15 protein-coding genes are annotated in these 20,593 nt (G+C 67.2%); 5 read left to right on the top strand and 10 right to left on the bottom strand.

Translation table 11 applies throughout. From position 1 onward, the window contains the following. Positions 1 to 250 precede the first annotated feature (250 nt). Positions 251 to 1,228 carry an isopenicillin N synthase family dioxygenase gene (locus AC13GI_RS14395; protein WP_482996645.1) on the bottom strand — a complete coding sequence of 326 codons (978 nt, stop codon included), beginning with the start codon at positions 1,226 to 1,228 and terminating at the stop codon, positions 251 to 253. Positions 1,229 to 1,383: 155 nt separating this feature from the next. On the opposite strand from AC13GI_RS14395, the gene AC13GI_RS14390 reads away from it, so the two are divergent. The 4 genes from AC13GI_RS14390 to galE all read left to right on the top strand — a co-directional run bounded on the left by AC13GI_RS14390 (position 1,384) and on the right by galE (position 6,360). After that, positions 1,384 to 3,267: a DUF3413 domain-containing protein gene (locus tag AC13GI_RS14390; RefSeq protein ID WP_243379905.1), complete on the top strand. Its 1,884-nt coding sequence runs from the start codon at positions 1,384 to 1,386 to the stop codon at positions 3,265 to 3,267. 19 nt (positions 3,268 to 3,286) lie between these two features. Then, a complete protein-coding gene (locus AC13GI_RS14385; protein ID WP_482996644.1) occupies positions 3,287 to 4,432 on the top strand; it encodes a glycosyltransferase family 4 protein in 1,146 nt (381 codons plus the stop codon). Further along, positions 4,425 to 5,282, top strand: a complete 858-nt coding sequence (locus AC13GI_RS14380) for a polysaccharide deacetylase family protein (RefSeq protein ID WP_099819051.1) — start codon at positions 4,425 to 4,427, stop codon at positions 5,280 to 5,282. The genes AC13GI_RS14385 and AC13GI_RS14380 overlap by 8 nt, the downstream gene beginning before the upstream one ends. A gap of 70 nt (positions 5,283 to 5,352) precedes the next feature. Next, positions 5,353 to 6,360, top strand: coding sequence for a UDP-glucose 4-epimerase GalE (gene galE, locus AC13GI_RS14375; protein ID WP_482996643.1), 1,008 nt, complete (start codon positions 5,353 to 5,355; stop codon positions 6,358 to 6,360). A gap of 72 nt (positions 6,361 to 6,432) precedes the next feature. On the opposite strand, the gene glmM is transcribed toward galE, so the two are convergent. The 5 genes from glmM to trpB all read right to left on the bottom strand — a co-directional run bounded on the left by glmM (position 6,433) and on the right by trpB (position 11,594). Further along, positions 6,433 to 7,797: a phosphoglucosamine mutase gene (gene glmM / locus AC13GI_RS14370; protein ID WP_099819049.1), complete on the bottom strand. Its 1,365-nt coding sequence runs from the start codon at positions 7,795 to 7,797 to the stop codon at positions 6,433 to 6,435. After that, a complete protein-coding gene (gene accD, locus AC13GI_RS14365; RefSeq protein WP_025876176.1) occupies positions 7,797 to 8,672 on the bottom strand; it encodes an acetyl-CoA carboxylase, carboxyltransferase subunit beta in 876 nt (291 codons plus the stop codon). The genes glmM and accD overlap by 1 nt, the downstream gene beginning before the upstream one ends. Positions 8,673 to 8,888: 216 nt before the next feature. Then, complete coding sequence (trpA, locus tag AC13GI_RS14360) at positions 8,889 to 9,698, bottom strand: tryptophan synthase subunit alpha (RefSeq protein WP_482996642.1); 810 nt, start codon at positions 9,696 to 9,698, stop codon at positions 8,889 to 8,891. Between the two features lies 1 nt (position 9,699). Next, positions 9,700 to 10,380, bottom strand: coding sequence for a hypothetical protein (locus AC13GI_RS14355; protein ID WP_482996641.1), 681 nt, complete (start codon positions 10,378 to 10,380; stop codon positions 9,700 to 9,702). After that, positions 10,377 to 11,594 (bottom strand): tryptophan synthase subunit beta, encoded by a 1,218-nt coding sequence (gene trpB / locus AC13GI_RS14350; RefSeq protein ID WP_108264918.1) that lies wholly within the window; start codon positions 11,592 to 11,594, stop codon positions 10,377 to 10,379. Before trpB ends, AC13GI_RS14355 begins: the two co-directional genes overlap by 4 nt. A 96-nt stretch (positions 11,595 to 11,690) precedes the next feature. Here trpB and AC13GI_RS14345 point away from each other — a divergent pair, with 96 nt between their 5' ends. Further along, positions 11,691 to 12,578, top strand: coding sequence for a LysR family transcriptional regulator (locus AC13GI_RS14345; RefSeq protein WP_482996640.1), 888 nt, complete (start codon positions 11,691 to 11,693; stop codon positions 12,576 to 12,578). A gap of 54 nt (positions 12,579 to 12,632) precedes the next feature. On the opposite strand, the gene AC13GI_RS14340 is transcribed toward AC13GI_RS14345, so the two are convergent. The 4 genes from AC13GI_RS14340 to AC13GI_RS14325 are packed head-to-tail and all read right to left on the bottom strand — an operon-like array spanning position 12,633 to position 20,567. Continuing rightward, on the bottom strand, positions 12,633 to 13,328 hold the full coding sequence (locus tag AC13GI_RS14340) for a hypothetical protein (RefSeq protein ID WP_482996639.1): 696 nt from the start codon (positions 13,326 to 13,328) through the stop codon (positions 12,633 to 12,635). A 6-nt stretch (positions 13,329 to 13,334) separates the two neighbouring features. Then, complete coding sequence (locus AC13GI_RS14335) at positions 13,335 to 14,444, bottom strand: toxic anion resistance protein (RefSeq protein ID WP_099819043.1); 1,110 nt, start codon at positions 14,442 to 14,444, stop codon at positions 13,335 to 13,337. Positions 14,445 to 14,487: 43 nt separating this feature from the next. Next, positions 14,488 to 15,165, bottom strand: coding sequence for a cell division protein FtsY (locus AC13GI_RS14330; protein ID WP_099819042.1), 678 nt, complete (start codon positions 15,163 to 15,165; stop codon positions 14,488 to 14,490). Positions 15,166 to 15,191: 26 nt separating this feature from the next. Beyond that, positions 15,192 to 20,567: a DNA repair ATPase gene (locus tag AC13GI_RS14325; protein ID WP_099819041.1), complete on the bottom strand. Its 5,376-nt coding sequence runs from the start codon at positions 20,565 to 20,567 to the stop codon at positions 15,192 to 15,194. Positions 20,568 to 20,593 lie beyond the last annotated feature (26 nt).

The following is a 20,593-nucleotide window of genomic DNA, read 5'->3' as shown; positions in this document are numbered from 1 at the left end:
GTGTGGGCTGGCAGGACCGTTGGCGCCCTGGATGGCGCCATCGAGCCCCCAGGGATGGGTTTACGGCGTGTCCTGCCAGCCCACACCGCCCCGCCCAACCCGCAGAAACCCGGAGCTGCTTTGGCTTCAGGCTTTGGCCCTGGCCTCTGCGGGTGCAGGGTGCAACCCTGCCGAACACCCTCCGCTGCGCTCGCCGGGCATGGCCCGGCGCTACCCGTAATGAAAAAGCCGCCTTTCGGCGGCTTCTTCATTACTTCAGCTTGATCTCGCGCAAGCGCTCTTCGAGGAAGCCGTGTGCCGTGATCGGCTCCGGGTACCGGCTCGGGTTCTCCTCGGTGATGCACGAGGGCAGCACGTCGATCAGGAAATCCGGGTTCGGGTGCAGGAAGAACGGCACCGAATAGCGCGGCTGGCGGGCCAGCTCGCCCGGGGGATTGACCACCCGGTGGATGGTCGACGGATACACATGGTTGGTCAGGCGCTGCAGCATGTCGCCGATGTTGACCACGATGGTGTCCGCGTCCGAGGTGAACGGCACCCAGTCCCCGTCATGCGACTGCACTTCCAGGCCGGCCGCACTGGCACCGACCAGCAGCGTGATGAAATTGATGTCGCCATGCGCACCGGCACGCACGTTCGGGATGTCGTCGGTGGTGATCGGCGGGTAGTGGATCGGGCGCAGGATCGAATTGCCGAAATTGGTCTTGTCGGCGAAGAAGTGCTCCGGCAGGCCGATGTGCAGGGCCAGGGCCGAAAGCACACGCGAACCCAGGTTGTCCAACGCCTGGTACAGGCCGTAACCACGCTCACGGAAGCCCTCGACCTCGGACGGCCACAGGTTCGGCGCCATCACGTCCCGGTACTTGGAGTCGTCGGCGATCTCGCGACCGATGTGCCAGAACTCCTTCAGGTCGAAGTGCTTGGAGCCCTTGGCGGTCTCCACACCGAACGGGGTGTAGCCACGGGCGCCGCCGCTGCCCGCCACGTGGTACTTGCGCTTGATCTCATCCGGCAGTGCGAAGAAGGCCTTGAAGACGTCGTAGGCCGCATCGATGTCGGCCTGCGGGATGCCGTGGTTGCGGATGCCGGCGAACCCCCATTGGCGATATGCCGCCCCCAGCTCGGCCACGAAGGCGTCGCGGTCACTGTCGAAACGGGTGATGTCGAGGGTGGGGATCTGGCTCACAGCGGTTCCTGGCTTGTCGTTGAGTCGGTACGGGCCCGCCATGTCATGGCGACCGATCTGAACATTGTGACAGATAGATCAGGACACGCCACCGACATGCTGAAACAAACCGATACAATGCGCCACCCGCGCGCGGTTTAACGACTTCGTCACGCCGGCACACGCCACCCGTTGCCCCATCCCAACCCGCCTTCTCCATGGACGCCGCTCTGCCCGACGCCACCGCCGCCGCTCTTCCCGGACCAACCCGACGCTGGCGCCGGCTGGCCTGGTGGTCCCTGTTCATCGCGGCCAACGCGGTGTTTGCCGCGCTGATCGCGCTGGGCAACGTGCCGCTGCGCGACAATCCCGGCGGGACACTCGGCCTGGCCTATCTGGCGATTGCCCTGCCCGGCCATCTGCTCGCGTTCGGCGCACTGGCCGGCCTGCTGCCGCTGGCCATCGGCCTGTGGCCGCGCAGCGCGCGCGCATTGAGCGTGTCGGCGGTGATCTGCCAGGGCCTGTGGCTGTGCCTGCTGCTGGTGGATGCCAAGGTGTTCGCGCTGTATCGCTTCCACCTCAATGCGATGGTCGCCAACATGGTCTTCGGCGGCGCCCTGCAGGACCAGGTGAGCCTGTCCTGGAAGACCTGGCTGCAGGCGGTTGCCATGGTCTCGGCGATCTTCGCCGCGCAGGGCCTGCTGGCCTGGGCGTGCTGGAAGCTGCTGCCCGCGGCTCCGCGGCGACGACGGGTACTGCAGGCCTGGGCCGTGATCGCCCTGCTGATGGGCGGCGGCCAGGTCGCCACGGCCTACTACGACGCGCTCGGCGAACGTGCAGTGATCAGCCAGTGGAATTACCTGCCATGGGCGCAGCCGATCACCGCCAAGAGCGCGATGCGCCGCTTCGGCGTGGTCAGCCAGCACCAGGTCGGCCTGCCCGATCCGCGCCATGCCCAGCTCAACTATCCATTGCAGCCCCTGCGCTGCCAGAGCCACCAGCGGCCGAACGTGCTGATGGTGGTACTGGAGTCGTTGCGCCATGACGTGCTCACCCCTCAGTTCATGCCGAACGCATCGGCACTGGCCGGGTCCTCGCGGGTGTACGAGCATCATTTCAGCACCGGCAACGCCACCCGCTATGGCCTGTTCGGCCTGCTGTATGGCCTGCCGGGTGGCTACTGGCCGAGCATGCTCGACGAGCAGCGCGGCTCGCAGCTGTTCAAGGTGCTGGGACAGCAGGGCTATGACCTGCATCTGTATGGCAGCGCGCCGCTGTACAGCCCGGAATTCGATCGCACCGCGTTCGCCGATGTCCGCGACCAGCTGCACCAGGGGCCGTCCGAACTGACCTCCGATGGCCGCGATGCCGCCATCGTCGCTGGACTGCAGAAGGACATCCGCGCGAGCCAGGCTGCGCAGCGCCCGTGGTTCGGTTTCGTGTTCCTCGATTCCACCCACGCGCCCTACCACATGCCGGCCGGATATCCGCCGCTCGCCACGCCGATGGCCGATGCCATCGATTTTCTCAAGTTCGGCCCCGAGCACGATCCAACGCCGGAATTGAACCGTTATCACACCGCGGTGCATTACGCCGACAGCCTGATCGGATCGCTGCTGGACGACCTGCGCGCGCAGGGCCTGGAGCAGGACACGATCGTGCTGGTGACCGGTGACCACGCCGAGGAATTCAACGACCTCAAGCTCAACTACTGGGGCCACAACGGCAACTTCTCCAACTACCAGCTGCAGGTGCCCTTCGTGCTGCATTGGCCCGGCCAGGGTGGCGGCCGCGACGCGCGGGTCAGTTCGCATGAAGACTGGGTGCCGACGCTGATGCGCCACGGCCTGGGCTGCGAGAACGCATTGACCGACTACAGCACCGGCCACGACCTGCTGGCTGCACCGACCGGCAAGCGTGCGCTGGTGGTGGAAAGCTGGTCGCAGCGCGCGGTGCGCAACGGCGAGGCGATCTACGTGTTCGACAAATTCGGCAACGCCACCGCGCTTGATGCGCGCTACCGGCCCCTGCCGCAACAGACCCCCGACGCCGCCAGCATCCGCGCGGCATGGGAAGCGCTGACGCGCTTCCGCAACCGCTGAATCCAAGGACCGATCCACCATGAACCGTCCGCTGCGCATCCTGCATACCGAAGCCGCCAAAGGCATGGGTGGGCAGGAGATCTACATTTTTCGCCACATGCAGGTGATGCGCGCACGTGGCCATGACGTCGCCCTGCTGTGCCAGCCGGACGCGCGCCTGGCCACCCGCGCGCGCGATGATGGCTTCACCGTGCATACGCTGCGCATGGGCGGCATGGCCCGCCTGCTGCGCGGCATCTGGTCGGTGTCACGGCTGGTGCGCCGCGAGCGCTACGACGTGGTCAACACCACCAGCCGTCGCGATGCATTGATTGCCGCCGCGGGTGCACGTCTGGGCGGCACACCGCTGGTGGTGCGCTCGCGCCACCTGATGAGCCCGGTGAATTCGCTGCTGACCTACACCGGCCTGCCGCACCGGGTCATCACGGTGAGCAACTTCGTCAAGCAACTGCTGGCGGACCGCGGAATTCCCGCTGATCACATCGGCATCGTGCCGCCGATGGCGGTTTCTCCAACCGGCATCGACACCGCGCAGGAACCGTCCTGGCAGGATCTGCAGGAGGCACGTGCACGCGTGCGCGCCGAGCTCGGATTCGACGAGCAGGACGTCGTGGTGGGCTGCGTGGCCGTGCTGCGCGAACCCAAGGGCCACGCCGAACTGCTGCAGGCCATGGTGCCGCTGTGCAAGGCCAACCCCCGCCTGCATCTGGTGGTGGTCGGCGATGGCCAGGCCGTGATGCAGCGCCTGCAGGCCACCTGCGCCGAACACGATCTGCAGCGCCAGGTCCATCTGCTGGGCTTCCGCAGCGACGCCAGCCAGTTGATGCCCGGCTTCGACATCTTCGCCCTGGCCACACACAAGGAAGCATCGGGCACGGTGTTCCTGGAAGCGGCACAGGCGGGCCTGCCGATCGTGTCGCACCGGGTCGGTGGCGTGCCCGAAATGCTGGTGGAAGGCAGCAATGCCATCCTCACCCGGCTGGGTGACAGCGCCGCCCTCACGGGCGCGCTGCGGCTGCTGGTGGACGATCCCGAGCGTCGCCGGCAGATGGGACGTTCCGGCTGGGACTGGATCCGCAGCGCCAAGCGTTTCAGCCCCGAAGGCCACGCTGAAGCCACCGAACACTACTACCACCAATGGATGAAGGAGCTGGGTCATGGCTAATGCCAGAACCGTACCGGTGCTGATGCATCATCACGTCAGCAACTCGCCCGGCATGATCACGGTGTCGCCGGAGAATTTCGAAAGCCAGATCGCCTGGCTGGCGCGCACCGGCTGGACGTCGTTGACGCTGGACCAGTACGCCGGCTTCCTGGCTGGCAAGCCGGTGCCGCGCAAGTCGATCGTGATCACCTTCGATGATGGCTACCTGGACAACTGGGTCTACGCCCATCCGATCCTGCAGAAGTACGGCATGCACGCGGTGGTGTTCGTGGTGACCGGCTGGATGCACGAGGGCCCGATGCGTCCGCATGCCGGCATCACCGGCGCCACGCTGCCGGAAACGCCCGAACACCGCGCCTGCGAGGACCTGATCTACAAGCAGGGCCGCAGCGACGAAGTGATGATGCGTTGGAGCGAAGCACGTGCGGCCATCGAGGCGGGCACCTTCGAGATCCATTGCCATACCCACACCCACACGCGCTGGCTGCGCCGCCAGGACCTGGACCGCGCCCAGCGCCGTGCCGGTATCAGTGGCGACCTGTCGAAGGCCAGGGAAGTGCTGCTGGAGAAGCTGGGCGAGGTATCGGACACGCTGTGCTGGCCGTACGGTGATTTCGACCAGGACTACATCGAAGTGGCGCGTGAGCAGGGGTTCCGCTACCTGCATACCACCCATCCGTTCGGACGCAACGTGGTCGGCGGCGATCCCGAGCGCATCTACCGCTTCGCCATCCGCAACCGGCCGGCAAGCTGGCTGCGCAAGCGCATCGCGTGGAGCTACAACCCGCTGATCGCACCGCTGTTCAATGGCTTCAAGGCGCGGCAGAAGAAGATGGTGCCGGGGCCGTAATGGCGCTGCCAGCACTGGGCTGACACGGCTTCGGCAAGGAAGCTCCAACAGAGTGGAAGGACTACAGGAAATGAACGTTCTGGTTACCGGCGGCGCTGGATTCATCGGCTCCCACACCTGTGTGGAACTGCAGCAGCAGGGCCATACGGTGGTCGTCGTCGATTCACTGTGCAACAGCGACGCCGGGGTGATCGGCCGGATCGGCGACATCACCGGCATCACGCCGCTGTTTCTACAGGCCGACGTGCGCGACCGTACGCGGATCACCGCGGTGCTGCGCGAGCATTCGATCGATGCGGTACTGCATTTTGCCGCGCTGAAGTCGGTTGGCGAATCGCGGCAGATGCCGCTGGACTACTTCGACAACAACATCAGCGGCACCCTTGCCCTGCTCGGCGCCATGCGCGATACCGGTGTAGGCACGTTTGTGTTCAGCTCGTCGGCAACGGTGTACGGCGACCAGGACCATTGCCCGGTGGCCGAGACGGCCTCGACCTGCGCGATGACGCCCTATGGCCGTTCGAAGCTCGTAGTGGAGCAGCTGCTGTCCGACCTGGTCAGTGCCGACACAACGCTGCATGCGGCAACGCTGCGCTACTTCAACCCGGTCGGTGCGCATTCAAGCGCGCTGATCGGCGAGCTGCCGCACGGAACCCCCAGCAACCTGATGCCCTACATCGCCCAGGTCGCTGCCGGCCTGCTGCCTGAAGTGCAGGTATTCGGCGATGACTATCCGACCTGCGACGGGACCGGCGTACGCGACTACATCCATGTGGAAGACGTGGCGCGGGCCCACGTGCTGGCGCTGCAGTATCTGCGCGACAAGCGCCGCAGCATCACCCTGAACCTGGGCACCGGCCAGGGCCACAGCGTGCTGGAACTGATCAAGGCCTTCGAGCAGACCATCGGCCGGCCGATTCCGTTCCGCATCACCGGTCGCCGCAGCGGCGACATCGCGGTGAGTTTTGCCGATCCGTCCCTCGCCCTGCGCGAACTGGGCTGGACCGCGCGCCATGGCCTGGCGGACATGTGCCGCGATACCTGGAAATGGCAGACGGCGATGCCGCGCAGCGCCTGACGGCGTGCCTGCGGCAGACAGCAACATGGCCGCACAGGCGGCCATGTTGTTGGTTCGATGCAGCGACAGGGCTCAGGCCGCGGCCGCTGTCCTGACCGCCGCCGAAAGCCGGTCCAGGGTGTCCTGCATCAACGTCGCGTCGTCGGCCTCGACCGTGACCCGCACCACCGGTTCGGTCCCGGAAGGACGCAGGAAGGCACGTCCACGGCCGGATACCGCCTGCTGCGCTTCGGTCAGCGCAGCCTGCACGCTCTCCGCCTGCACGGTGGCCTTGGCCGAGACATCGCCGAGGCGCACATTGACCGTCTTCTGCGGCACCTTGGATAGCGGCTGCAGCGCTTCGCGCAGGCTCTTTCCCTGCTGCTTCAGCGCCACCAGTACCTGCAGGGCACTGACGATGCCGTCGCCGGTGGTGGCGCGGTCCAGGCACAGCAGATGGCCGGACGCTTCGCCACCGAGCACGCCGCCTCCCTCCACCAGTGCCTGGTGCACGTAGCGGTCGCCGACGTTGCTGCGCTGGAACGGAATCTGCAGTTCGGCCAGGGCTTTTTCCAGGCCGAAGTTGCTCATCAGGGTGCCGACCACCGGGCCGCGCAGGCGCCCTTCGGCCTGCCACGCGCGCGCCAGGATGTAGACCAGGTCATCGCCGTCGACCGGGTTGCCGCGGTCATCGGCCATCAACACCCGGTCACCATCACCGTCGAAGGCGATGCCCAGGTCGGCGCGGGTCTCACGCACCTTGGCAGCGAGGTTGTCGATGTGGGTCGAGCCGACGCCATCGTTGATGTTGACGCCATTGGGTTCGGCACCGATGCCGATGACCTCCGCACCCAGTTCGCGGAACAGCAGCGGTGCGATCTGGTAGGTGGCGCCATGCGCGCAGTCGAGTACCAGGCGCACGCCGCGCAGGTCGAACGCACGCGGCACGCTGGACTTGCAGAACTCGATGTAACGGCCGACGGCCTCGCGTGCACGCGAGGCCTTGCCGAGCTTCTCGGAAACGGCCGTGGTGAACGGCACGTCCAGTGCGGCTTCCAGCGCCAGCTCGGTGGCATCGTCGAGCTTCTCGCCCTGGGCGGAGAAGAACTTGATGCCGTTGTCGTAGTGCGGATTGTGCGACGCACTGATGACGATGCCCGCATCCACGCCGAGGGTACGGGTCAGGAAGGCAACGGCCGGGGTCGGCATCGGGCCGAGCAGCTGCACGTCAGCGCCGGCAGCGACCAACCCGGCTTCCAGCGCGGCTTCGAACATGTAGCCGGAGATCCGCGTGTCCTTGCCGATCACTACGATCGGACGGCGCCCGTCCTGGCCGCGCTGGGCGACCAGTACGCGGCCCAGGGCATTGCCCAGGCGCAGCACGAAATCCGCCGAGATCGGCCCTTGGCCGACCCGACCGCGGATGCCGTCGGTACCGAAGTACTTGCGGCTCCCCATCAAACCTCCTCCGGTGCCGGCTCGCGACGCAGCATCGCCAGCAGGTCGGCCAGGCGATCGCGCAGTTCACGGCGGTCACAGATCTGGTCGATGGCACCGTGTTCAAGCAGGAACTCCGAACGCTGGAACCCTTCCGGCAGCTTCTCGCGCACGGTCTGTTCGATCACGCGCGGGCCGGCGAAGCCGATCAGTGCACGCGGTTCGGCGATGTTGATGTCGCCCAGCATCGCGAACGACGCCGACACACCGCCGGTGGTCGGGTGGGTCAGCACCGAAATGTACGGCTGTCCGGCTTCACGCAGTTTGCCCAGCGCGGCCGAGGTCTTGGCCATCTGCATCAGCGAGAACAGGCCTTCCTGCATGCGCGCGCCACCACTGGCGGAGAAGCACACGTACGGTGCGCCGATCTCGGCAGCGGTCTCGGCGGCAAGCGCGAAGCGCTCGCCGACCACCGAGCCCATCGAGCCGCCCATGAAGGCGAAATCGAACGACGAGGCCACCAGCGGACGGCCCTTGAGCAGGCCGCGCATGGCAATCAGCGCGTCGTACTCGCCGGTGTTCTTCTGCGCGATCTTGATGCGCTCGCTGTACTTCTTCTGGTCCTTGAACTTCAGCAGGTCGGTCGGCCCCAGGCGGGCAGCGATCTCGGTGGTGCTGTCGGCGTCGAACAGCGCGGCCAGGCGTGCACGCGCACGGATGGCCATATGGTGGCCGCACTTCGGGCAGACCTCCAGATTCTCTTCCAGCTCCGGACGGTACAACGCACTGCCGCAGTTGCTGCACTTTTCCCACAGGCCCTCGGGGACGCTGCGCTTCTTGCTGGGGGTGTTGTCGGTGCGGATGCCAGACGGCATCAACTTGCTGAGCCAACTCATGCGGGAGGACACTTCCGTTCAGGGCGGCCCGGGAGCCGCAAAGGCGGACAGTCTAGCTCCGCTTTCCCCGCCCGTGCACCCCCTGCCCGGCCTTGGGCCCGGCGGAAAAAACCATGCTGGGACGTACGTTTAGGTGTTGGGTGGCGCGGGCCGCTGGCCGGCAGCGCTTGCACGCGGGCGGGTACGGAGGGTGCCGGCCAGCGTCCGGCACTACCGTTACACGTCGAGCGCCTGCCGCAGTGGGGCCAGGAACGCAGCGGCACGCTGCGCTGCATCCTCGGCAGAGGCCGCGTCGGCCAGCACCGCCACCAGCGCGCTGCCGACCACCACGCCGTCGGCCTGGCGCGCCATGGCCGCCGCGCTGGCTGCGTCCTTGATGCCGAAGCCGGCCACTACCGGCACGCTGGCCTTGGCCCGCAGCGCCTGCAGGCGTGCACTGGCTGCGTCACTGTCCAGCCGTTCGGAGGCGCCGGTGACACCGGCAAAGCTGACGTAGTAGAGATAGCCACGGGCCAGCGCCAGCAGCTTGTCGGCGCGCGCCTCGCTGGTGGTCGGCGATGCCAGCAGAACCAGCGCCAAGCCTGCAGCGTCGAAGGCCTGCTGGGCTTCGCCGGCTTCTTCCGGCGGCAGATCGACCAGCAGCACGCCGTCCACGCCGGCGGCCACCGCCGCGCTGGCGAACGCCACGTAACCGTGGATCTCCACCGGGTTGAGATAGCCCATCAGCACCACGGGCGTCTGCGCATCGCGTTCGCGGAACTGCGCCACCGCCTGCAACACATAGCGGGTGCCTGCGCCGCGGGCCAACGCGCGCTCGGAACTGCGCTGGATGGTCGGGCCGTCGGCCATCGGATCGGAGAACGGCACGCCCAGTTCGATCACATCGGCACCGGCCTCGACCAGCGCGTGCATGACCGGCACCGTGGCTTCCAGGGACGGATCACCGGCGGTGATGAAGGGGATCAGGGCCTTGCGCTGCTGCTCGCGCAGGCGCTGGAAACAGGCATCGAGTCGGGATACGGACATTTCAGGCACACCCTTCAATCAGTTCAATCGCTTCACTGGTTCCCCAGTACATCTGGAGGACCCTCCCTTCAAACAGTTCCACGCGGATGCCGAGGGCCGAGCCCGGATCCTGCCAGGTCAGGTATTCACCCTGCTCGCCGTCGTAGGCATGCGGGCTGGACACAGGCGGCTTCGGGAACCGGGCGACCGCCTGGGCGCGGGTCATTCCCACGCGCAGGCCAAACGGGCCGGGTTGCTCGGCCGGCGCCCCGCTGTCCGGATCAAGGCCGAGGTCGAAACGAACCACACGATCCTCGTCGGTCATCATCGACACGCCCGCCGGCAGGGCCGTGCCGTCGTAATACTCGCAACTGCCGCCGAGGGCTTCGACCGCCCCTTGCGCCGTCCACGGCCCGAGTGCCTTGAGATCGTTCAAGTGCTGCCCGATCAGCACCTCGCCGGCATGATCCAGCGCCACCGAGACCACGGCCGGGCCCTCGTCGTCGCCCTCAGCTTCCGCTGCGGGCGGGTCATCAATCGGCGTGCGCGCCAGAGGGTCGACATCTTCATTGGCGGCGGCCTGCTGCGCAGGCTGCGTGGTTGCCTTGGCCGCCGGCGCCAGTACGGGCGGCTCCGGCGGCTGGCACGCGGCCAGACCGAGTGCCAGCAGCAGTACGCTGCTGTTGCGCATCAGCGCACTCACAGCACCAGGCCTTCGCGCGCCGCGATGGTATGCACGTCCTTGTCGCCGCGACCGGAGAGGTTGCACAGCACGATCTGGTCACGCGGACGCCCGCGCGCAAGCTTCATCGCCTGCGCCAGTGCGTGGCTGGACTCCAGCGCGGGCAGGATGCCCTCGGTGTGGGCCAGCAGATGGAAGGCCTGCAACGCCTCTTCGTCGGTGATGCCGACGTAGCGCGCGCGGCCGCTGTCGGCCAGGAACGCATGCTCGGGGCCGACGCCCGGGTAGTCCAGGCCGGCCGATACCGAATGGGTCTCGATGATCTGGCCATCGTCGTCGCACAGTACATAGGTGCGGTTGCCGTGCAGCACGCCCGGACGACCGGCGGCGATGGAGGCAGCGTGGCGACCGGTGTGGATGCCATCGCCGGCCGCTTCAGCGCCGACAATCTCAACCTCGCGGTCGTTGAGGAAGGCATGGAACAAGCCGATCGCATTGCTGCCACCGCCGACGCAGGCGGTGATCGCATCGGGCAGGCGACCGTACTCGGCCAGCATCTGCTCGCGCGCCTCGCGGCCGACGATGGCGTTGAAGTCACGCACCATGCGCGGGTACGGGTCGGGGCCGGCAACCGTGCCGATGATGTAGAAGGTGTCCTGCACGTTGGTGACCCAGTCGCGCATCGCTTCGTTGAGCGCGTCCTTCAGGGTGGCCGAACCGGAAGTGACCGGTACCACCGTCGCGCCGAGCAGCTTCATGCGGTAGACGTTGATCTTCTGCCGCTCGATGTCGGTAGCGCCCATGTACACCACGCATTCCAGGCCCAGCCGCGCGGCGACGGTGGCGCTGGCCACGCCATGCTGGCCGGCGCCGGTCTCGGCGATGATGCGCTTCTTGCCCATCCGCGCCGCCAGCAGCGCCTGGCCGATGGTGTTGTTGATCTTGTGCGCGCCGGTGTGGTTCAGGTCCTCGCGCTTGAGCAGGATCTGCGCGCCGCCGACGTGGTCGCTGAGGCGTTCAGCATGGTAGATCGGGCTCGGCCGGCCGACGTAATGGGCCAGGTCGCGGTCATAGGCCAGCTGGAATGCCGGATCCTGACGGGCCTGGTCATAGGCCTGGGCCAGTTCCTGCAGGGGGCCGACCAGGGTTTCGGCGACAAAGCTGCCACCGTAACGGCCGAAGTGGCCCTGGGCGTCAGGGAAGGCGTGGAAATCGGCAATGGGAGAGGCAGACATGGAGACGACCGGTCGTTCAGACAGGTGGATACTCTAGCGCACGGATTGTGTCCGGAAAATGGATATTATCTGGCGTATCCCGTCAGGAAATCTCACATGAGCACGTCACTGCTGCCGCCGCTGAATGCCCTGCGGGCATTCGAAGCCACCGCACGTCTGGGCGGCGTTGGCCGCGCTGCGCAGGCGCTGCATGTGACCCATGGCGCGATCAGCCGCCAGCTGAAGCTGCTGGAAGACCATCTGGGCCTGGCCCTGTTCCAGCGGGCCGGTCGCGGCCTGCGCCTGACCGCCGCCGGCACCCGCCTGCAGGAAGCCTGCAGCGAGGCCTTCAGCGGCATCGAGGACTGCGTGCGCGCATTGCAGCGGCCGGCGGCCTCTCCGGCGCTGGTGCTGGGATGCAGCGGCAGCGTGCTGGCGCGCTGGATGATTCCGCGGCTGCCCGCCCTGCAGGCGGCCCTGCCCGGCGTGCACCTGCAGTGGTCGGCCCTGGATGGCAGCTTCACAGAGACGCAGGCCACGCTGGATGCGGTGCTGCTGCTGGCGCAGGGGCCGTGGCCACGCGGTTGGCAGGTGCGCGAGTTGGCACCGGAACGGGTGGGCGTGGTGGTGGCCCCCTCGCACCCGGCGGCGCATCGGCTGCGCCATGTGTCGCCGTCCGCCCTGCTGCAGGAAACGCTGTTGCATACCAGTTCGCGCCCGCAGGCGTGGCCGGCGTGGGCACTGGCACATGATCTGGATCCGGGCCAGCTGCAACTGGGCACCGGCTTTGAACACCTGTACTACCTGCTGGAAGCGGCAGTAGCGGGGCTGGGCCCGGCGATCGCACCAGAGCCGCTGGTGGCGGAGGATCTGGCCGCGGGGCGGCTGGTGGCACCGTGGGGGTTTGCCGCGACCGGCGGGTTCTGGGTGATGGCGCGGCCGGACGGCCCTGTCGATGCACGTGTGGATGCGCTGGCGGACTGGGCCGCCGCCCAACTGCAGTGACGATTGCCGCGCAGAGACGGACGCGACAGCCGGCAGAACCTCGCTTTACGGGCATTACATGCCGCTGGAAAACACTTCGAGCGTGTCTGCGCTGACCCAGCCCTGCGCGCAGTTCCCCGCATAGTGTCCCGGCGCTGCCACGTGGCAGGCTTCGCCCCTGGTGCCCTTCATGCCGCTGATGGGCCTGTCGCCATAGGTGTCACACAATGCGTTGCCCTTGCACTTGCCGACCGTGTTGGCCGGAATGGCGACAACGTAATAGAACAGCGGATTCTGTCCGGTGCGACCGATGCCCTGCACGCAGACCAGTTGCCCCTTCGACAGTTTCGCGGTGGCGGAGGCCTTGCTGCCGCTGCCCGGTACCGCGTCCAGCGTCTCCACGCCCTTGGCCTCGGCCACGCCAGCGAAGAATCCCTGGTCGCCGCAGTCCGGCGACAGTTCGACGTTGTAGAAGTCGCCGCTGTCGACATCACCTGCCGTGCAGCCGGTACCAGCACTGGCATTGCTGCACGTCACCGCGCTGGCGCGGATCAGCGCGGCCAGTCCATCGCGGGCCGCTGCCGGAGTGGACACGGGTACCGCTGTCGCTGCAGAGACCGGGACCGGGGCCGCGGCAGGCGCGGCAACAGCGGCGGGCGACACTGCGGAGGGGTTCGATGAATCTCCCGCCGCACACGCGCCCAGGGCAAGCAGCAAGCCAGGAACCAGCGCAACGCGGAAACAGCGGGAGGAAAGACAGAGCAAATCCATTGCGACCTACGACGCCGTCGGCGCCGCCAGGCGCTGCTGCAGGTCCTCGCGCAGGCGCGACAACTCGACTTCGGCCTGCTGACGCTGCTGCATACCCTCGCGGTGGATGCTGCGCACTTCCTCGACGGTGGCGATCAGCTGATCGTGCACGTGGCGCAACGTGGCCACGTCGATCACGCCGCGCTGGTTGCTGCGTGCGGTGTCCACCGAAGCCTGGCGCATCAGGTCGGCATTGCGTCGCATCAGCTCGTTGGTCGCATCATCGATCGCATTGGCCAGTTCGGCCGCGTTCTTCTGCTCTCCCAGCGACAACTGGATCGCGAACTGGCGCTTCCACGAGGGGATGGTGATGTCGCGGACGGTGTTGAACTTCTCGATCAGCTGCAGCGCATTGGCCTGGATCAGGCGGATCATCGGCAGCGACTGATCAGCCGCGTGCTGCATCAGCTGCAGGTCGGAGACGCGCTTCTCGATCAGGCGGATCGCATTGTCGATCTCGCTCTGGCGGATGCGCTGCTGCGGGTCTTCGCTGCCCTGCCCCAGCAACTGCTCGGACTGCAGCTGGGCCAGGCGCTGCTTGCCGGCGGCGGCATACAGGCCCAGGGCGTGACGCTCCTCGCGGACGATGTCGTGCATGCGGTCGAAATCGCTCACCCGCTTGCCCATCAGCGCCTGTTGCGCGCCGACGTCGCCGAGCAGCTGTTCGATCTGCGAATTGGTGTCGCTGAACTTCTGCACCAGTTCGCCCTTGGAAGAACGCAGGCGATCGATCAGGCCACCGATCAAGGGCACCTTCGAGCGCTGCGAAAAACCATCCAGCTTGAGCTCGCGCGCGATGCGTACCACTTCCCCGAGTTTCTCGCCGTTGGCATCGAGGTCACGATTGCGCACCTGGTCCAGCAGCTGGCTGGAGAAGGCCGTGGTCCGTGCGGCGGCTTCACGGCCGAACACCTGCAGGTTGCCTGGGCGCAGGTCTTCCAGCTCGCGGCCGATTTCGGCGATGCGCGGCAGATCGTCGCGGACCAGGCCGAGGGCCTTCAACGTGCTGTCATCAAGTTCGGGAACGGGCGTGGTGGCGGGCACGAGCGTGCCGGAGTTCTGGCTGTCCTGGGTCATCGGGCAGTGTCCTTGCAGTGGATAAGCGGCAGCGGCGGCCGGCTCAGCGCAGTCTAGCCTGAGCAGCGGCCACTTCGTCGTCGATCTGCGCCTGCAGCGTGGCTGCCTGCGTGGCCTGTGCAGCCTGCGCCTGAGCCTGGCGTGCCAGCGCGGCCTGGCGCCAGGCCGGCAGCAGCACATCATGGATGCGGACGAAGCGCTGCAGCAGGGCTTCATCCTGCTCCTGCAGCAGCTGCCATTGCCCGCCTTCGATGCGCCGCAGCGTGGCCAACCGCTGCAGGTGGTCCACGCGCGGCGCCAGTGCGGCCTGCGCAGCACCTTCCAGCGTCGCCAGCTGCGTGGCGCCGAACGTGGCCCAGGCCTCCAACGCGGTGGCAGCCGCATCGTTGTCGATGATGGCCCGGGCACGCTGCTGCACGCGCTGTGCGAGGCCCTGTGCCTGCTCGCGGGCCTGCAGCGCCAGCACACCCAGCTGCGCCTGCAGCGCCTGCGCCTGCGCTTCGCGCGCAACATCGCGGCCGAGCAGGCGCCCCCACCAGCCCTCCTGCCGCCGCAGCCGCGCCGGATCGCCGGCCTGCAGGGCCAATGCGATCCGCGCCAGCGCAGCCACCAGGCCTTCGCCGCCCGCGTCGGCCTGCAACGGTGTCGGCTCGGCCAGCAGCTGCAGCAAGGGGCTGCCATACGCAGCCAGCGCGGCTACGTCGGCACACGCCGGAAGCATGGGTTCGGGCAGGGAGCGTACGCAGGTCACGGAAGTGGCGGCGGACGTGGGCCATCATCAGCCACCGTTTCCGGCGGCAATGATTCACCGTAGAAGTGGCGCATCAGCGCTTCGTCGAGCGCACGTTCTTCCGGTGTCGCTGCACGACGCACGCGCGGACGACGACGCGTGTCGGCCGTGGCCACATCGGCAGTCACCTGCTGCCGTGCCCACCCGGCGAACGCTGCCAACGTCTGCGACAGCTGCACCTGCTGCTCCTGCGAAGTGACCAGCACCTGCAGCAGCGGTGCCAGACCGGCCTGCAGGTCTTCGGCCAATGGCGTGGCTGCGGGCTGCGGTGCGGCAGCGGTCGGCGCGCTGGCCGGCCGTGCATCCGCCAGGCGCTGCAGCGCTGCCAGCAGGGCCGGCCATGGCGCAGGCTCCGGCACCACGGCCACCTCTGCCGGCGGTGGCGGTGGCAGCTGCAACGCACTGGCGATGTCGGCCAGCTGCGCGACCACGCGGCCACCAACGTCACTGTCACCGGCGCCCATCGCCTTGTTGCGCAGGAAATCGCGCTTGATCTGCGCCCAACGTTGCGCGCGCTCGTCATCCAGCACGCCACGCAGCTCGGCCAGCTTCAGCAGATTCTCTTCGGCACCGGTGGTCAGCAGCTGCGCTTCGCCCAGATAGTGGTCGGAGATCAGCTGCTGCAGCTCGTCGTCATTCATCACCGGCGAAATCTTCTCCGCCAGCTTGTTCATGTTGCGGTAGCTGCCCTGCAGGCGGAACGGCGGCTCGGTGCGATAGCGGTCGTCCTGCGCGGCACTGGCGATGTACTGCTGGTTGACCCGGTAGACCACGTCGCGCACGCGCAGCATGCGCTGCAGGGTGGCGGTGATTTCGTTGACCTCGGCGCCACTGTAGGCATGGCTCAGGCCGTTGCTGGACACGTCCTTGCCCATCGCGCGATCGACCAGCAGGTACAGGTCGGCCATCTCACGCGTGGCCAGCGGCGCCAACACCGGGTTGGAGGTCAGGCTGTTCTCGATGTAGCTGAGGGTGAAGGCTGCTTCCATGCCGCCGAGCACGTCGCCGAGGTTGTAGATGTCGGCACGGTTGGCCAGCATGTCCGGGATATTGAACACTTCGCCGGACTCGGTGTACGGGTTGCCGGCCATGACCACGCAGAACTTCTTGCCACGCATGTCGTAGGTGCGCGTACGGCCGCGCCACACACCTTCGATGCGGCGCGTGCCATCGCACAGCGAGATGAACTTCTGCAGGAACTCCGGGTGGGTGTGCTGGATGTCATCGACATACAACATGGTGTTGTTGCCCATCTCCAGCGCCAGGTTGAGCTTCTCCAGCTCCTGCCGCGAGGTCGCGTCCGGTGCCTGCTGCGGATCCAGCGAACGCACCTCGTGGCCCAGCGCCGGACCGTTGATCTTCATGAAGACCAGGCCGAGGCGATGCGCCACGTACTCCATCAACGTGGTTTTGCCGTAGCCGGGCGGCGAGATCATCATCAGCAGGCCCATCAGGTCGCTGCGCTTGTTCTCGCCAACGGTGCCCATCTGCTTGGCCAGGTTGTCGCCGATCACGCCCAGATACACGTCGTTGATCAGCTTGTTGCGCACGAAGGACGACAACGGCCGCGCCTTGAACTCCGACAGCCGCAGGGTTTCGCGCTCGCGGCCGATGATGCCCTGGCGCACCGCCTGATAGGCATGGAAGGCCGGCACGAAGGACTGCAGGTGGTGCTGCAGGCGTGCCAGGAAATCATCCAGTGACACGGTCAGGCTGCCATTGTGGATGCGCGCATGCTCGCCCAGCAGGCCGCTGACCTCCGCCTGCAGCGGTGCATCGCTGGCACGCGTGCGCAGCTGTCGCTGCACCAGCAGCAGTGCCGCCGCTTCTTCGACATAGCCGGCATGTGCCGACTGTGCCGGCAGCCCGGCGAGCGCCCGCAGCCATTGCCCGGCCAACGCCCAGCGCGTGGCCAGCGGATCCTGCGAGCGCTGCAGCGCACGTTCAAGCGCTTCACGCTGGCCCGCCTGCTCCAGTTGCTGCGACAACGCGTCCAACAGCGCCTGCGCGTGGCGGCTGCTGCTGAACACCGGCTCGCCGGCGACCAGCTCTTCGCCCAGATACGCCGCTGCGGCATCGGCGGCGGCGGCGTCGAACGGCAGTGCATGCGCAAGTGCATGCTCATGCAGCGCCTTCGCCATTTCCGCGCGCAGGGCCTGACGCCCCTCATCGGAACCGAACAGGCGTGCGATCGCCTCTGCACCGGCCTGCCGGCCGGGCCACTGCGCCACGGCCTCATCGCGTTGCCGCGCAGCCCAGAACAGCAGTGCCAGCGCACGCACATGCGGCGAATGCCGCAGCGGTCCGGCGGCCTGCTGCAACGGCAACAGCGCGCGCAGGATCAGGGCAGCGTCGTGGTCATGGATACCGCGCTCGTAACCCTCGCGGTAACGCGGCGCGGCAAACGCGCGGACCCGCTGGTCCAGCGCTTCGGGTTCGGCTGCATCGTGCTGCAGCTGGGCCAGGTCCAGGCCATCGCGGCCCTGCTCCGCAGCCAGCAACAGGCACCCGGCCAGGTATTCGCCGCGGTAGAGCGCGTCCGATTCCGAATCCAGGGTCACCTGCCAGAACGGCTTCAGCGCATCCAGCTCGGGATCGTGCAGGGTCTCCAGGAAGTCGGTGCCGGTGAGATGGATGGCAAGGGTTTCGCCACGCGGCAGCAGGGTCAGGTCCAGCGCCTGGGTGTTCACGCTGAATCGATGGCGCGGGCCAAGGCGGACTACGTTGCCGCCGGCCTCGTACAGATCGCTGCGGTCACGCAGCTGGCGCACGGCCTGGTCGCGCACGCCCTTCAGGCGCGCCTCGACATCGTCCGCCTTGACGTTGTCGCGCAGCGCACGCAGGCGCTCGGCCAGTTCACGCAGCTTGAGGATCAGCGGATCACCGGCGAAGAACGCGTTGAGTTCGTCGGCCGTGCCGAACCGCTCGGTACGCTTGCCCAGGCCGTCGAGGATGCGGTTGGCGGCATCGAGCACCGAGCGCGCCTTGCGCTGGCGATCATCCAGCAGGGCCTGCTTGTGCGTGTCGAAGGCCTCGACCAGCTCTTCGCGTTTGCTCAGGATGTCGCCGAGGAACTGCTCGTGCTCGCCGAACTGGCTCTCCAGTTCTTCCAGCTGTACCAGCAGGCGCGACAGCTGTTCGTCGGCCCGCTCAGGGTCGCTGGCCATCGCCAGCGCGCTGGTGATCGACTGCGAGAACAGGGCGAACTGGGCGGCGAACTGGGCCACGGCTTCGGCCGAGCCCAGCGACCTGCGCCGCTGTTCGGCACGTGCGCGCGCCTGGTTCAGGCGCCCGTACAACAGCGAGATGGATTCGACCACGCGGGTACGTGCAGTCGCATCGTCCACCTTCAGCCCGGCCATCAGCTCGGACAGCATGTCCAGATCACCGGCCATGCCGCGCAGGCCGTCCAGTTGCTCATCCAGCTGGCGTGCACTGGCGGCCTGCTGTGCGGCGTCGTCCAGCGCCTGCATGCGAGCGGTCAAGGGCGCCAGTGCCGCATCGCCGGCGAGGAAGGTACCGGTGGCGGCGCCGACACGGTCGTGTGCCTGCACCAGTTCGGCGGCCATCGCCTCGATGCGCGCGGTATCGATGTAGCGCAGTTCGCGGATGGTCAGCAGTCGACCGCGCAACGCGGTGATCGCGTTGAGCGCTTCGACGAAGGCCTGCACCTCGTTCCAGTTTTCCGGCTGCAGCCGGCCCAGCAACGCCTTGTGCGTGCTCTCGGCCTCGGCCATCGCCTGCGCCGACTGCTGGCGGATCGACTGCACTTTCTCGTATTCGTCCAGCACCGATTCACCGGTGGCGCTGATCTGCCGCAGCAACGCTTCGGCACCATCGCAGGCCTCGTCGCCCAGCCAATGATGCGCATCGAAAAGCCGCCGGGTGTCGGCCACCAGGCGCTGGTAGCGCTGCACCGATACATCCTGGCCGTCGATCTCGCGCGCCAGGTTGAACAGGTTGGAGATGCCGCGCACCAGCTCGGCGTTGCCGATGCGCCCCATGAAGGTATTGCCGGGCGGACGGCTGGCGGCGAACTCATCGCTGCTGAAAGGCGTCTGCCAGACCTGCATCGGATGGATGCGGGTCGGCTCGCTGCCTTCGGCATGGAACAGCACCATGCGCCCGTCCTGCATGAAGGCATAGCCGTGGCCGAACACCGGGTTCTGCAGCACGCGCTGGATGGTGTTGTAGACGAACAGCGCCGAGCGCCCGCCTTCGCGCTCGTAGAAGATGTACAGCACGTCCTCGCCGTTGGGCGAACGGATGCTGCGCTTGAACTGCATGCCATCCATCGAGGCGTCGAACGCCTTGTGCTCGCCCCCCTGCAGGTAATAGCCGCCGGGGAAGATGATGCCGTGGTCCTCGGGCAGCTGCACACAGGCCTGGACGATGGCATCGTTGCGCACGATGTCGCCGGTGAGCGTGTTGTAGATCAGTCCGCGCCATTCGGTTTCGCGGTAGGGCAGCACTTTCAGCAGCACCAGCGAGCCGACCCGGGCAAACTCGAACTGGGCGTCGTCGAGCGACTGCGTGCTGTCCTCCACCGGTTCGCTGTAGATGCCCTGCCCGGTTTCGGTGTTGTTCTCCACCTTGATGGTCAGGTCGCCACCGGTGGTTTCCACGAACAGGGTGTCGAGGATGTTCAGATGCGAGTGGCGGCCGTTGACGGCAAGGTCGCGCGTGGCGCGGGTCCATTCGAAATCGAAGGGCGGCGGCAAGGCGATGTCACGCTCGCCACGTGCATCGAGATAGGTCAGTTCACCTTCGCGTGACAGCGCCCAGCGGAACACGCGCACGTCGCTGCTGCGCTCGCCGATCTGGAACGAGGCCAGCAGCTTGTCGCCCACCACGATGAGCTGCAGCAGGCGTGCATGCTTGTAGTACGCGTACAGTTCTTTGAAGTCGTGCACGAAGCCGGGCTGGTCGAGGAAACTGCCCTTCAGCTCCAGCGCGGCGACGTCGTAGCCCTCCGTGCCCTGTACCAGCCGGTACAGGCCGAACACATCTTCGATGCGGGTCTGGGTCTTGAGCCCGATGAACACGTTGTAGCCGAACAGCAGGCGGTCGGGGCCGACCTGCACGATGTCGCGGCCTACGCAGTTGTTCTCGCTGCGGATGCGGAAGCGGCCGACCACCTCCAGGCGGCTGTCGCCGAACTCGGCCAGGCGCTGGCGGTTCAGTTGCTCGGCAACGGCCTGCAGGCGCTGGCCCTGTTCGCCGAGACGGCGTCGCAGGACTTCATAGGCGCCGCCCTGGGCAACGGCCTGGTCGACGGTATCGCCGGCAGCCTCTGGTGCGGCGGACTCGGTGGACGGTTTGGTTTCGGACATCAGCAGGTTTCCGGCTCACGGACGGC

It is taken from the genome of Stenotrophomonas sp. 82F1 (assembly GCF_056861525.1).
The sequence above is the reverse complement of the archived record's forward strand: the minus strand, read 5'-3'. Positions and strand labels throughout refer to the sequence as shown.